Annotated in this window: 14 protein-coding genes and 1 other RNA gene; 3 read left to right on the forward strand and 12 right to left on the reverse strand. The window is 52.2% G+C overall.

Going from position 1 to position 13,513, the window contains the following annotated elements; all coding sequences use genetic code 11:
• Positions 1–36: 36 nt before the first annotated feature.
• Positions 37–636, reverse strand: a complete 600-nt coding sequence (locus FLT43_RS08145; RefSeq protein WP_087445343.1) for a rhomboid family intramembrane serine protease — start codon at positions 634–636, stop codon at positions 37–39.
• A gap of 222 nt (positions 637–858) precedes the next feature.
• On the opposite strand from FLT43_RS08145, the gene tpx reads away from it, so the two are divergent.
• Positions 859–1,371, forward strand: coding sequence for a thiol peroxidase (gene tpx, locus FLT43_RS08150; protein WP_087445342.1), 513 nt, complete (start codon positions 859–861; stop codon positions 1,369–1,371).
• A gap of 98 nt (positions 1,372–1,469) precedes the next feature.
• Here tpx and FLT43_RS08155 read toward each other — a convergent pair whose 3' ends face one another.
• From FLT43_RS08155 to FLT43_RS08165, 3 genes are all read right to left on the reverse strand, one after another.
• Entirely contained in the window at positions 1,470–1,862 is a 393-nt protein-coding gene (locus tag FLT43_RS08155; protein WP_087445341.1) for a DUF1499 domain-containing protein, read from the reverse strand.
• A gap of 151 nt (positions 1,863–2,013) precedes the next feature.
• A non-coding RNA gene (ssrS, locus tag FLT43_RS08160) (6S RNA) lies at positions 2,014–2,195 on the reverse strand.
• A gap of 102 nt (positions 2,196–2,297) precedes the next feature.
• A complete protein-coding gene (locus FLT43_RS08165; protein WP_087445340.1) occupies positions 2,298–3,128 on the reverse strand; it encodes a YesL family protein in 831 nt (276 codons plus the stop codon).
• Positions 3,129–3,303: 175 nt separating this feature from the next.
• On the opposite strand from FLT43_RS08165, the gene FLT43_RS08170 reads away from it, so the two are divergent.
• Entirely contained in the window at positions 3,304–3,405 is a 102-nt protein-coding gene (locus FLT43_RS08170; RefSeq protein ID WP_006678040.1) for a hypothetical protein, read from the forward strand.
• A gap of 95 nt (positions 3,406–3,500) precedes the next feature.
• Here FLT43_RS08170 and cshA read toward each other — a convergent pair whose 3' ends face one another.
• Entirely contained in the window at positions 3,501–5,051 is a 1,551-nt protein-coding gene (cshA, locus tag FLT43_RS08175) for a degradosome RNA helicase CshA (protein ID WP_087445470.1), read from the reverse strand.
• A 270-nt stretch (positions 5,052–5,321) separates the two neighbouring features.
• Here cshA and FLT43_RS08180 point away from each other — a divergent pair, with 270 nt between their 5' ends.
• Positions 5,322–6,149 (forward strand): YitT family protein, encoded by an 828-nt coding sequence (locus tag FLT43_RS08180; RefSeq protein ID WP_087445339.1) that lies wholly within the window; start codon positions 5,322–5,324, stop codon positions 6,147–6,149.
• A 105-nt stretch (positions 6,150–6,254) separates the two neighbouring features.
• On the opposite strand, the gene FLT43_RS08185 is transcribed toward FLT43_RS08180, so the two are convergent.
• From FLT43_RS08185 to FLT43_RS08215, 7 genes are all read right to left on the reverse strand, one after another.
• Entirely contained in the window at positions 6,255–6,791 is a 537-nt protein-coding gene (locus FLT43_RS08185; RefSeq protein ID WP_087445338.1) for an NADPH-dependent FMN reductase, read from the reverse strand.
• A 102-nt stretch (positions 6,792–6,893) separates the two neighbouring features.
• Positions 6,894–7,094 carry a DUF3906 family protein gene (locus tag FLT43_RS08190; RefSeq protein ID WP_087445337.1) on the reverse strand — a complete coding sequence of 67 codons (201 nt, stop codon included), beginning with the start codon at positions 7,092–7,094 and terminating at the stop codon, positions 6,894–6,896.
• 209 nt (positions 7,095–7,303) lie between these two features.
• Entirely contained in the window at positions 7,304–8,257 is a 954-nt protein-coding gene (locus FLT43_RS08195) for an ABC transporter ATP-binding protein (RefSeq protein ID WP_087445336.1), read from the reverse strand.
• Between the two features lies 1 nt (position 8,258).
• The gene (locus FLT43_RS08200; RefSeq protein ID WP_174818206.1) at positions 8,259–9,314 is read right to left on the reverse strand and encodes an ABC transporter ATP-binding protein; all 1,056 of its coding nucleotides are present in this window, start codon (positions 9,312–9,314) and stop codon (positions 8,259–8,261) included.
• 17 nt (positions 9,315–9,331) lie between these two features.
• Entirely contained in the window at positions 9,332–10,468 is a 1,137-nt protein-coding gene (locus tag FLT43_RS08205) for an ABC transporter permease (RefSeq protein WP_244194415.1), read from the reverse strand.
• Positions 10,465–11,412, reverse strand: a complete 948-nt coding sequence (locus tag FLT43_RS08210; protein WP_087445335.1) for an ABC transporter permease — start codon at positions 11,410–11,412, stop codon at positions 10,465–10,467. Before FLT43_RS08210 ends, FLT43_RS08205 begins: the two co-directional genes overlap by 4 nt.
• Before the next feature lie 73 nt (positions 11,413–11,485).
• Positions 11,486–13,270 (reverse strand): peptide ABC transporter substrate-binding protein, encoded by a 1,785-nt coding sequence (locus FLT43_RS08215; RefSeq protein ID WP_087445334.1) that lies wholly within the window; start codon positions 13,268–13,270, stop codon positions 11,486–11,488.
• Between the last annotated feature and the right edge of the window lie 243 nt (positions 13,271–13,513).

Here is a 13,513-nt window from a genome sequence, read left to right on the forward strand (position 1 = left end):
TCAATAATACGGTTCTTGCGATGCGTTGCCAGCCCGTTACGACCGAATGCGCTGCAATATGGCGTACAATACGAATCCGGCCGCCAAGCCGCCCAAATGAGCGCTCCAGCTGATGCCGGTGATGACAAACGACTGCACAATCCCAATACCAAGAATAATCATAATTGTCTTCCGCGATGCCTGATCGAGCGCCCATCGTTGGAAAATAGCGATAAACAGATAGGCTCCATACACGCCATAAATCGCGCCTGAGGCTCCCACGGCCAGTGTCCCCCATTCGGACAGGTACAAGGCCGCCGCATTGCCCAGCAGGCCGCTGAGCAGATACAGCACGGCATATTTGAAGGAGCCGAGGATGCGTTCCATCGGGGGCGCGAACACGAAGAGCGCAAACATATTGAATAAGAGATGCTGGAAGCCGGAATGGAGGAACATTGCCGTTGCCAGCCGCCAAGTCTCGCTGGCATACGGCTCCTGCTTCCAGACGGCACCGAACTTCAACAGCGTCATGCCGTCCTGGCTTCCCCCATTCAATACGAGCACGATGAACATCGCTACATTCGCGATAATGAGGAGCGTCGTTACCGGGAACTGCTTGATGTAACTGCGCCAATTTTCATATCGGATAAATATCACGAGTTTTCTCTTCCTCTCTCTCCGCCGGCCTGAACTCTCCAATCGTTCTCATCGATGCGGGGAACCTATCACGAACGGACATTGGACAATCGTACAAGCAAAGCTTTATAATGAAAAATAAGGTAAATGACTGTTCAAAAGGTGCATCTCTTCGTAATCCAAAGCGTACTTTTTGAACTACCGCAATAAGTTACCGTCACTTTATTGAAGGAGGCTAACTGTATGTCTAATGAACGTCAAGCTACGCTCAAGGGCAATCCCATCACGCTGGTGGGACCGGAATTAAAAGCAGGAGACAAAGCTCCTGAGTTCCAATTGAACAAATCGTTGACAGAGGTAGCAGGCCTGAACGATTTTGCAGGCAAGATTAAGCTCATCAGTGTCGTTCCTTCGATCGATACGGGCGTATGTGATGCGCAGACCCGCCGCTTCAATGAAGAAGCAGGCAAGCTTGGCGGCAATGTCGTCGTGCTGACGGTCAGCGCCGACCTTCCGTTCGCGCAAGCCCGCTGGTGCGGAGCGGCAGGCGTCGATAATGTCGTCATGCTCTCCGACTACAAGGGCAATACATTCGGTGAAGCCTATGGCGTCCTGATTAAGGAGCTTCAGCTCGATATGCGCTCCATCTTCGTCGTCGACACAGACAACACGATTCGTTACGTCGAAGTGCTTGGCGAGATGACGGAGCATCCGAATTACGAGAAAGCGGTCGAAGCCGTCAAAAGCTTGCTGTAATTCCGCTTCCAGGGAGAACAAAAGCGAGAGAAGAGTTTCGGCTCTCCTCTCGCTTTATCGTCAGGCAGTGCCCATTGCCTCTATCAGCGGCCGCTTGCTTAACTATTTACCTTATATGTCGCCAGCTTCTTGTCCAAGACAGCGAACAAATCGAGTATTACGCGATAATTGGCGCCCAAATCACCTAATCCCCCGCGTGAAGCCGAGTAAATATCAACCGCTGTTCTCATTGGTCCCACGTTGATGACAGAGACAGTAATATCCATCGTCCGTCCGGTCATCGTCCGTTTCTCCATAGTGATTTCACCGACAGAAGGAACCTCATGAAGTATTTTGTACCCCTGAATCTTCTTCAATGTCGATGCGATTTCTTCCCATGCTTTATCCCGGGACATTTGATAGTAATGCGTTTTCAATTTGGGGTCTTTGGCACGATCGCCGCTGGATTCAAAACTGCGAATAATGCCGACCAATACTCGTTTGAGTGACAAGAGCGTGTTCCTCCTTTTCATGACAGCCGTTGCTCACTTATCTATAGTGTATCACTGTTCCGAAGTTAACGGAAGGAAAAATGTGTCCAATAAAGAGAAACACCTTCCATGCGAATGGCCATTCACATGAAAGGTGGCTGAAATGTCAATAGGAAAACCCGCCTATGCCGTTTGGCTCTTATGTTTCTGAACCTGCTCTAGCAGGTGGGTGTCCGCAAAAATGCTTTTGACTTCCCTTCGAGAGGGCTTGCCAGCCGCAATTCGATCTAGGACTCCCAAGAAACAAACATTGGTTCAAAACAACGAAAGCCGACACGTACATCGCAGGAAGTATTCTTATTATATAGCGGCGAACCGCAAATGTAAACCGGTACTTTATTCCCAATCATGCCAAGCGTGCGCAGCAGCTTCCCGCCACCCGGCAAGCCCTACGAACTATGGACGGGAATAACGGTTCCCGTCTTCATGCTCCTTGACCGGAGCGTGATCGACTTCATCGAAAGGCACTTCCGTATCGGCGTCCTTATCCGGCTCTTCTCCCGCTTCCTCCTTCTCCTGCATGCGCTGATGCTGATCCTGCATCTTCTGATAGACCGCATAGAAGTTGAAGAAAGCATAGTAGGCAATGACAGAGCCTGCGAAGAAGATGAGCAGGAACGGCCATTTGAACAAGCTGAAATATAAGATGGCGCCGCTGACGACGGTCGTCATGATGATGCGGAACGGGCGCAGCAGCGTCAGCAGGATGCTGTTCTTGACCAACTGAACCGTTTTCATATGATAGTGTGCCACCATCGAGAAAAAATTAAACAGCGACACGAACAAGACGATGAGCAGTCCGAGCATGACGAATCCGACGAGCTGCATAGACTTGAGCTGCGTCATGTATACGGTATAATCCACATACATGATAACGAACAGCAGCGTATAGAAGATGCCGCCGACCATGGCTTGCTTGTAGTTCTCCTTGTAGGACTTGAAAAAGGTTTTGAGCAATTTGGCATCTGTATCGCCCATGACCCACTTGCGGCCTACCGAGAACATGGCGGCTGTCGCCGGGAAGAGCGTGAACGGGGCGCTGATCCCCATCATCCAGTTCATCGTGATCGATTCATTCAGCATGTTTTGCTGCATAACGAGCAATTTGACCAGCACAAAAAAGAAAAACGGCGCCGAACAGAGGAGCCAAAGCACGTTCGTGACCGAGAATCGCATTATCCATTCTGAAATGCGGTAAAAGCCGCCCATTATCCCTCGAAATTCCAAAGGTCATTCCCCCTCGAATACATCATCCTGTCCTATCTACTATAATACAAAGCTCCCCTGCTATGCCAGTGCCTATTTTCCAACGCTCTAGGTACTTGCTCAGGCGCAAATGCCCCCCCGGCATATGATACTACTGTAGTTCAAAACCTTTGCATGTTCTAAAGGAGGTTGTAACATGGGCCACGTAGGAGGATACGGCGGTTTCTGGACGTCAACAGGTACAATTCTCGTGTTGTTCATTCTGTTAGTTATCGTTAGCCGCGCCCTTATCATCTGATTCGGCGGCGCCGTAAACGCAAAGAGACCGCTCTAATGCGGTCTCTTTGTATTGCTGTATCGTGAAGACGGCATTAGCCGTCGCCTATTCACATTTTATTCGTCGCGTTGGCGGCGCCCTTCATCGTTGAAGCGGCGCGGTCTGCGATCCCCGTTGCGGTCCCGGGAATCTCCGCGGCTGCCGCCCCGGTTGTCGCGGCCATAACCGCCACGATTATCCCGGCCGTACCCTCCGCGGCGATCGCCGCCTCCTTGGCGTCCTCCGCGGTTATACGGCGCGGACAGCTTGCGGCCGCTGGAGCGCAGGTCCGGCTTGCGGCGCTTCACGCGAATCGGATCTTCCGGAGTCAGCGAAATCTGGACATCCTTCTTCTCGCCCGTCAGCAACTTGAATGCCGCGGACAGCAGATGCACCGAGTCGTATTGCTCGAGCAGTTGAATCGCAATGCCCTTGTATTCGTTCAAATCGGTATCCTTCAGCACTTCCATCATACGTTCGGCGGCAATGCGCTGCTTGCCCTCGATCGCATCCGCCAGTGTCGGAATCGGCTTGCGCGGGATGCGGTGGCGGGTAACCCGTTCGATGAAGTTCAAATGGTCAATCTCGCGCGGCGTCACGAACGACCAGGCGCTGCCTTCCTTGCCGGCGCGGCCGGTACGGCCGATGCGGTGCACGTAAGATTCCGGATCCTGCGGCAGGTCGAAGTTGATGACATGAGTAACCCCGGATACGTCCAAGCCCCGGGCTGCCACGTCGGTAGCGACCAGCACATCGATACTGCCGTCGCGGAATTTGCGCATGACGTTGTCGCGCTGATTCTGGGACAGATCCCCGTGCAAGCCGTCAGCGGAATAGCCGCGCTTCTGCAGCGCTTCGGACAGTTCGTCAACACGGCGCTTCGTGCGGCCGAATACAATCGCCAGCTCCGGCGATTCCATGTCGAGCAAGCGGCTCAATGCGTCGAACTTCACCCGTTCAGGTACTTCGATATAAGCTTGTTCGATCAGCGGAGCGCTCACCTGCTTCGGCATGACGGAGACATGCTCCGGATCGCGCAGGAATTGATTCGCCAGCTTCTGGATGTTCGGAGGCATCGTGGCCGAGAACAGCATCGTCTGGCGCTCTTCCGGCACGAGGCTCAGAATCGACGTGATGTCTTCCATGAAGCCCATGTCGAGCATCTCGTCCGCCTCGTCCAATACGACCGTCTGCACATCGTTCAGACGAATCGTCTTACGGTTAATGTGGTCCAGCAAGCGGCCCGGCGTTCCGATAATAATCTGCGGGTGCTTCTTCAGTGCGCGAATCTGCCGGCCAATATCCTGTCCGCCATAAATCGGCAGGGAACGAACTCCTTTGAATCGGGTCAGCTTGCCGATCTCTTCGGCTACCTGAATGGCTAACTCGCGGGTAGGGGTCATAACGAGAGCGACGACTCGCTCTTCCGACGGGTCAATCTTGGAGATAAGCGGAATTCCAAATGCGGCAGTCTTGCCTGTTCCTGTCTGAGCCTGTCCAATCAAGTCACGTCCCGTCATTGCTACCGGAATCGCTTTTTCTTGAATCGGAGTGGCTTCTTCAAACCCTAATTCCGTAATCGCTTGAAGCAATTTCGGCTCTAGGCCGAATTCTACAAATGTCTTCAATATATTCATACTCCTTCATTGTGGACAATCCACAGCCTTGTCTGTATTCTTAAGTAGCGCGACAATGGTGACGAAAGGCACTTCCAGCCGCTCGTCTTCTCATATACAATGCGGAGGGGTCCTGCACGGCGGACTTCCACCATGTAATCATATTATGGACATCGTGGGTATCATAAGCCTACTCAAGAATATCCAACATATTATAACACAAACGATTGAAAGAATACCAGTTCCGAACTAACCAATACTACCTCATGAGGTGACATCACGTTGAAGCGAATTTTCCACTGCATCATTATCATCTTCGGCGCCGCCTGTATCGCCGCCTCCTTCAATCTGTTCCTGCTGCCGCACCATTTGCTTAGCGGCGGGTTATCGGGCGTGTCGCTGGTGACGAATTACTTGACTGGCTGGAATCCAAGCATATTGTATTTCACCTTTAATCTTCCGATCTTGATCTGGGGCTGGTTCGTGCTGGGCAAGCGGTTCATCGGGTACAGCATTCTCAGCGTCGCCACTACGACCTGGCTGCTGACTGTCATCCCCGTCCATTCGGTGACCAATGAGCCGCTGCTTGCCGCCATCTTCGGCGGGACGCTCGTCGGGATCGGCAGCGGAGTCTCGCTGCGCGTCGGCGGTTCGTCCGGCGGCTTCGACATCATCGGATCGATCGTGACCCGCTATCGCGATTTCTCGATTCAGAGCATCCTGATCGTCTTGAACGGTGCCGTTATTTTCTCGCACGGATACATATCCCAAGAATGGGAGCTTGTCCTCTATTCCATGGTGTCTATCTTCACGACGAGCAAAATTATCGGCACGATCTACATCAACCACTACAAGGTGACCGTGTTTATCATTACCCGGGAGAAGGAAGCGCTAATCAACAAGCTGCTCTGTCTTCCGCACGGCGTAACCGTCATCAAAACGCGAGGCGCGTTCACCGACATCGAGAAGGACATGCTCATGACCGTGACGACCCGCTACGAGCTGCCCGATCTGAAGCGCAGCATCATGGAGATCGATCCGAAGGCATTCGTCAATATCGTGGAGACGGTCGGCGTCATTGGCAATTTCCGCCGGCCGATGTCGAAGTAAGGATTCTGCGGGGACATGCTCCCTCCCGCCAAAAACCAAGCCCACCCTAAGCAAGGGCGGGCTTGTTCGCTGATCTTATGAGTTCATCCGGACAACCTGCGATTTTTAGAGCGCGCGCGTATTTTGCGCCAGCGCCAGGAAATAGTCCAGCGTCTTGTTCACGCGCTGCACGACATGATCATGCGCCGGCACGCCGTCAGCCGCGAATTCCCGCTGATCTCCTCCGATCGAAATCCACTCCGGGCAGTTGATTCCATGCAGATTCCGCACGATTGTCTGGAGGTGGGTCAAGGAGCTGACGCCGACCGCCCCGCCGGCCGAGCTGACCGACAGCACCACCTTGTTGTTGAAATATTCGAAATTCAAGTAGTCAAGCGCATTTTTCAGCACGCCCGACAAGGTGCCATGGTATTCCGGCGTCGCCAGCACAATCGCGTCGCTCTCCTTAACCGCCTTCTTCAGACGAAGCACGTTCGCGTTCTCTTCGTTCACGTCCGGGTTGTACCAAGGAAGCGGCAGAAGATGAAGCTCCACGACCTCCACCTCATGATCCTCCCCTTGCAGCCGTGCCGCGATATAGCGCACCAGCTTGGAGCTGGTCGCATCCGCGTGATTGCTCCCGGCAATACATACTATACGCACAATCTTCTCTCCTTCCATCATGTTGCGGTTAGCAAGCGAACATCGCCTTCCGCTTCGTGTCCACAAAGGACGGAAGCGGACGCTTTGAACGAATAACCTTACTTAACGGGAGGGGATGACATACCCGCTGCCCGAACGGCAGCGCTTCTTTTCCAGCAACGCCAGGTCTGTCCATTCTGCGCCCGGGGCTTCGCGCGTCACATACGCTTCCGCATGCGCGAATGCTTCTGCTTCCGACTCTGCCACTACGACGCAGACAAACGGTCCCTGCGCCGATGATGCTTCCAACCGGTATATGTACATGCCTTGTCCCTCCCCTTTCGCAAATCATACATAAACAGGAAGTAACCGTCAAGAACAGGATCCGTCTGCAGCATGACGAGGTTGTCGCCCTAGGAAGGAGGCAGGGTTGATCTTCTTGCTTCCGTGAGTGTTAGTCTAATTGCTTCCGTGAATGCAAGACACCGCGCCTCAGATCCGCCTTCTGAAAGCCGCGGTGTATTATGGTTCGCCTACAACGATATTTTTTTCCTGTATGCCTCGGCTTCCGACGGAGACGCATAGACAAAATGACCCGGCCGAATCTCAATCAACTCCGGACGTTCCGACTTATAATCATGGATGTCCGGATTGTAGTATATCCGCTTGCGGTTCCGCTCGTGATGCGGATCCGGCAGCGGTATCGCTGACAGCAGCGACTGCGTATACGGGTGCAGCGGCCGTGTATACAATTCATCGGCATTGGCCAGCTCCACGAGCTTGCCGTTGTACATGACGCCGATCCGATCGGAGAAATATTTGACGACCGACAAATCATGCGCGATGAACAATATCGTCAGCCCCAGCTTCTTCCGCAGCCGGTTCAGCAGATTCAGCACCTGGGCTTGGATCGATACGTCCAGCGCCGATATCGGCTCGTCCGCGATAATCAGATCAGGATTCGTAATCAGCGCCCGCGCGATGCCGATCCGCTGCCGCTGGCCTCCGGAAAATTCGTGAGGGTACCGGCTCGCATGCTCTTTGGTCAAGCCGACCGTCTCCAAAATGTCATAGACCATGGCAAGCATCTCTTTTTCGTTCTTGCACAGCTTGTTTATTTTCAGGCCTTCCCCGATAATTTCCTTCACCGTCATGCGCGGGTTCAGCGAAGCGATCGGATCCTGGAAAATCATCTGCATGCCGCGCGTCACTTCTTGTCTCGCTTCCTTGCTCAACCGACCCGAAATCAGCTTCCCATTGAAGTAAATTTCCCCGCCCGTAGGCTGGTACAGACGGATAATCGTCCTGCCGGTCGTCGTCTTGCCGCAGCCGGATTCGCCGACGAGACCGAACGTCTCCCCCTTGTGAATCGTGAAGCTGACATCGTCGACCGCCTTCAGCACCGTTTTCCTCCGTCCGAAGCCGCTCGTGAAGTATTGCTTCAGATTTTTCACTTCCAGCACCGGCTGTACCGTCGAATTCGTCATCTTATCGCACCAGCCTTTCGGTTTGCTGCGCTATCCGCCGCTTCAGGACATCGGGAAGCTGCACGGGCGGAGCATTCGGGTGAAGGAGCCATGTGGCGGCGAAGTGCGTATCGCTCACTTGGTACATCGGCGGCTCTTCTTCGAAGTCGATGCGCATCGCATAGCGGTTGCGCGGCGCGAACGCGTCTCCCTGCGGCGGGTACAGCATGTTCGGCGGCGTGCCCGGAATCACGAGCAGCTCATCCGATGCGCTCGTATCCAGATCGGGCATTGAGACGAGCAGGCTCCATGTATACGGATGCTTCGGATTATAGAAAATCTCATCGACCGTGCCGTATTCCACAACTTTGCCAGCATACATGACCGCTACCCGATCCGCCATATTCGCCACAACGCCCAAATCATGAGTAATAAAAATGACCGATAGCTGGCGCTCTTTTTGAATTTGCTTGATCAGATCAAGAATTTGCGCCTGAATCGTCACATCCAGCGCCGTCGTCGGTTCATCGCAGATCAGGATTTCTGGATCACTCGCCAGCGCGATGGCGATGACGATCCGCTGTCTCATCCCTCCCGAAAATTGGAACGGATACTGCTCGAACCGCTTCTCCGGATCGGGAATGCCGACCGCTATCATCAGCTCCAGCGCTCTTTCCCGCGCCTTCGCCCTGCTGATGTTGTGCGCCCGGAGCGCTTCCATAATCTGCTTCCCAACCTTCATGATCGGATTCAACGAAGACATCGGATCCTGAAAGATCATCGCGATTTTAGAGCCGCGGATTCGCGTAAATTGCCGCTCCGAATATTGGGTCAGATCATCCCCTTGATACAGAATGCTTCCGTTCTCGATATTGGCGTTTTTCGACAAAATGCCCATAATCGCTTTATTGGTCACCGATTTGCCCGAGCCCGATTCGCCGACAATCGCCAGCGTCTCTCCGCGATGCAGCTCGAAGCCTACGCCGCGCACGGCATGAATCTTGCCCGCAAAGGTGTTGAACGTAATGCGCAAGTCCTTGACCTGCAATACCGTTTCCTTGTTCGTTGTCACAGTCATCTGTCTTCACCCCGCTCCTATTCTTGTCCTCTTAGCGTCGGATCAAAAGCATCTCGCAATCCGTTCCCGAACAAGTTGAACGAGAGCATCAGAATCGAGATGACGATGGCCGGGAACAGCGTCAAATGTGGATGATCGAGCAGCAATTTCTGACCATCCGACAGGAGAACGCCAATCGAAGGATCGGGCGCCGCGATCCCCAATCCGAGATAAGACAGGAACGCCTCGGTGAATATAGCTCCCGGAACGGCAAGCGTCGCTTGCGTAATGATCGGACCGATAGCGTTCGGCAGGATGTGCCGGAAGATAAGCGCCCGATCTTTGGCCCCCATCGTTCGCGATGCCAATACATATTCCTGCCCCTTGTATTTATAGAACTGGGCCCGAATCATCCGGCTCATCCCGATCCAGCCGGTGATGACCATCGCCAAAATGATCGGCATAATCCCCGCTCCCAAATACATGACAAATAGAATAACGAGCACAAGCGACGGGACACCGTTCAATATTTCGATAATCCGCTGCATAATCATGTCTATCCTGCCGCCGTAATACCCGCATATCGATCCGTAGGTGATGCCAATGAGCACGTTAATCGTAACGGCCACAAATCCGATCAGAAGCGAAATGCGCGTCCCTTTCCACAGTCGCGTCCACTGATCACGCCCCAGCGAATCGGTGCCCATCCAAAAATACTGATCCTTTGCTTCTTTCAATTGGTACATGTCAACTTTCGCCTTCACCATCGGAATTTTACGGCCGCGATAATCCATTTCGAATTCATCGATGATTTTGACGACGCTGTCTTTATATTTCCCATCCAGATTGGCCTTTTGAATATCCAACGTCCTCGTACCGTCGAAGATGCCCAGCTTCTCAATCCCCGGCACACGCGGCGGCAGCAAGGTCCATTCAATATTCTGCTCGCGGTATGTAAAAGAGCTGATCAGCGGCGCGATGATCGCCATCATGATGATCAAGCCGATAAAAAAAGCGGCGACGGTGGACGCTTTATTTTTGCGGAAACGCAGTATTGCGTCCTTGAAGAAGCCGATCGCCTGGCCTTCGAACTTCTGATCGGCAAGCTGCTTCTCGCGCTGCACCAGCTCGAACGGGTTCTGCCCCTTGCGTTTCTCCGTTTCGATGTTCATCATTTCTTCCCTCCCATCCGGATCCGCGGATCAATGATGCCGTATGATAAGTCCACGACCAAAATACTGATCAAGCCGATCAAGGAATAAAAGAACATGATGGCAATCGTTAACGGATGATCGAGAGCGGTAATCGAGTTGATCATCAGGGAGCCAAGCCCCGGCACGCCAAAAATATTCTCGATGACGATCGCTCCCGACAAGATCGAGAAAAACAGCGGAATAATAATATTCGCCAGCGGAACGAACGAGTTGCGAATCGCATGACGCAGGGTCGCCTGCCTAAGGGTAAGCCCCTTCGTCCGGGCCAGCAGCATATAATCCGAGTTGAGCGCTTCGCATAATTCCGCCCGTAAATAGCGGGTAATGATCGCGATTTCACCGAAGGATAGCGCCAGAACCGGCAAAATCATCGATTGCAGCTTCGTCCAGCTCAGCGACTGCTCCGCCGAGAGCAGGATCGGCACCAGCTCCCATTTGAATGCGACGATATACTGCAGCAGGGCCGCGAAGACGAACGACGGCACCGAGATGAACAACACGACCATAATATTAAGCGTATGATCCGTGGCAGTATTCTTCTTGAGAGCTGCCCAAATACCGAGCATGATGCCGATCGGCAGTGTAAAGACAAGCGCGAAAATATTGAGCTGAATCGTGATCGGAAGCTTGTCCTTAATGATATTGAAGACCGGAACATTCGGCTGCATCTTAATGGAGTCGCCGAAATTGAAGGTCAGGAAATCTTGCAAAAAATAAACGTATTGGACAACAAGCGGCTTGTCCAAATGATATTTCGCTTCAATGCGCTCTTTCACGTCCAGCGGGAGCATCGGGTCGCTTACGATGCTCCCGGGCATCGAATGGATCAAGAAGAATAACAGGCTGATGATCAAAAACAAAGTGATTGCCATTGCAACCAGTCTTTGCGATATGTAACGCAGCATAGGCCTGAAGCTCCTTTTCGCAAATTCGGAGACCTCGCGCAGCGAAGGCCGTGCAAGGTCTCCAATCTTTTACTTAGTCATGAATAATGGATTGCAGTGGAGCAAACTCGACCGACGGGAAATACGTCCCTTTAGCCTTTAATTCAATCCGGTCCTGATATAGCACCGCATTATTATTTTGGAATACCGGAACTTGCGGAACAAAATCCAACAGCATTTTTTCCATTTCCGCCAAGGCTTCGAGTCTTTCCTGCGGCTTCAGCAGCAAATCCCCAATCGTCGTGCGCTTTTGCAGTTCATCGAATTCAGGACTGCTGAAGCGATGCGAACGGTTCGGGAAATCGGTTCTCCATGCCTTCATGCTGGACCATGGGTTGAACGCATTTTGGGTGATAGAGCCGATGCCGAGATCGAAATCTCCATCCCGATATGTGTCGTAAGCGGCGCTAGGCGGCATGGCGCGCAGCTTGATGTCGATCCGGTCTTGGCCGAACAGATTCTCGTACAGCTCTTCCGTCATTTCGGCCGTTCTCTTCATATTTTCCTGACCGTCGAAGTAAGTGATCTCGATCGTAATCTTTTTGTTGCCGTTCGCCGCATAAGCTTTGTCGAAGTATTCCTTCGCCAGCTCCGGATCATAGCCGGCTCCTTCAGGCACTATCGCTTTGGCCTCATCCGTTTCGCGATATCTTTGACCCTCTTTATAGTCTCCTACCATGTTCAAGGTGGAGATATAATACGGTGCAGCCTTGTAGGTTTTAAATATCCCTTTTACTATTTTTTCGCGATCGATTCCATAGAACAATGCTTTACGCAGGTCGTTGTTGGCCAGAATCGGGTTTTTCTTCGACTCCGAGTTGATATAATATCCCCATACGCCTCTGGCTTCGGTATACACAACCCTCGGATCGTCGCCATATTTATCGAATTGCTCTCCGCTGATCGTGACATATTCAATTTCGCCCTTCTCCCACAATTGCATGCGGGTAGACTGCTCCGAGACGACCCGGCTCTCGATGCGATCCGGCGTATATACGTCTTTCAGCGGCGCATCCGGATTCTTCTCAAATATGCGGTACTGGTCACGCACCCAATCCGTCAGACGGTAGGTCCCGCTAGAAGGGACTTGCTCCCGCGTCGTGCCATAGGTTGTTGCGGTTCTATCCGCATTCATTCCGGCTTCATACAACTGCTTGTGAATAGGCGATGTCGATCCTCCGCCTGCGAAGACAAGGAAGACGTCGATTTCCGGCATTGCCGTCTCCAGGACGATTTCCAGAGTCAGATCATCCTTTGCTTTAATGCCGACCTCTTCCCATTTGGCCTCGCCCTTAAAATAACTGTTAGCGCTTACAACAGGGATGTTATCGAACAACATGAATGCATTGCGGTTGACCAGCTTCGGATCCAGCAGCATTTGGTGTGAATATTCGTAATCATGAGCCGTTATCGGTGTCCCGTCCGCCCATTTCAGTCCTTCCTTCAGCTTGAAGGTCCATGTTTTGTTGTCGCTTGTCTCGGGCAAATCAACGGCGTGGTTAGGAACAAATTTTACATTGTCTGTAGCTTCGTCATAGATCAATTCAAGCAAATTTCCATATATATACTCCATTAGTAACGACGTCTCCGCACTCTCACTCGTGTGCTGGTTGAATGTCTCTGCCGACAAGCCTGAGAAACGAACTACGGTTGGCTTCGCGGAAGCTTCCTTATCCCCGGTATTTTCCTTGCTTTCCCCCTCTGTGCTCTCTTGCTTCGTTTGGCTGGCGTCATTCCCTCCTCCGCTGGTGCAACCAGCAAAGGTCAGCGCCATCAACATGGCCAAAATCACCAAGAACGGTTTTTTTGGCTGTGTCATAAGATCCCCTCCTCAAGTTAAATGTTGTTCATGTATGTTAATTTGTGCGGGTAACAATGAAAACGGACATGCAGAAAACCTATTCCATCGACAAAATTCCTCATGGAATCAATTAAATGTTAATTAATGCAATTACGATCCATTTTTTTACCAGATCAAATCTTTGGATAAAGGATATGCATTACATTAGTGACAAAGAAGTATACGCTCGAGGAAAATAGTGGAATGCATTATTAAAAGCCT

This window comes from Paenibacillus thiaminolyticus (assembly GCF_007066085.1).
Taxonomy (GTDB): domain Bacteria; phylum Bacillota; class Bacilli; order Paenibacillales; family Paenibacillaceae; genus Paenibacillus_B; species Paenibacillus_B thiaminolyticus.

Coding starts and splice junctions, on each gene's coding strand:
- FLT43_RS08190 (WP_087445337.1), bottom strand. CDS start 7,094: ATGTACATATACCGGTTGGAAGCATCATCGGCGCAGGGACCGTTTGTC.
- FLT43_RS08210 (WP_087445335.1), bottom strand. CDS start 11,412: ATGCTGCGTTACATATCGCAAAGACTGGTTGCAATGGCAATCACTTTG.
- FLT43_RS08215 (WP_087445334.1), bottom strand. CDS start 13,270: ATGACACAGCCAAAAAAACCGTTCTTGGTGATTTTGGCCATGTTGATG.
- FLT43_RS08195 (WP_087445336.1), bottom strand. CDS start 8,257: ATGACGAATTCGACGGTACAGCCGGTGCTGGAAGTGAAAAATCTGAAG.
- FLT43_RS08170 (WP_006678040.1), top strand. CDS start 3,304: ATGGGCCACGTAGGAGGATACGGCGGTTTCTGGACGTCAACAGGTACA.
- FLT43_RS08205 (WP_244194415.1), bottom strand. CDS start 10,468: ATGATGAACATCGAAACGGAGAAACGCAAGGGGCAGAACCCGTTCGAG.
- tpx (WP_087445342.1), top strand. CDS start 859: ATGTCTAATGAACGTCAAGCTACGCTCAAGGGCAATCCCATCACGCTG.
- FLT43_RS08200 (WP_174818206.1), bottom strand. CDS start 9,314: ATGACTGTGACAACGAACAAGGAAACGGTATTGCAGGTCAAGGACTTG.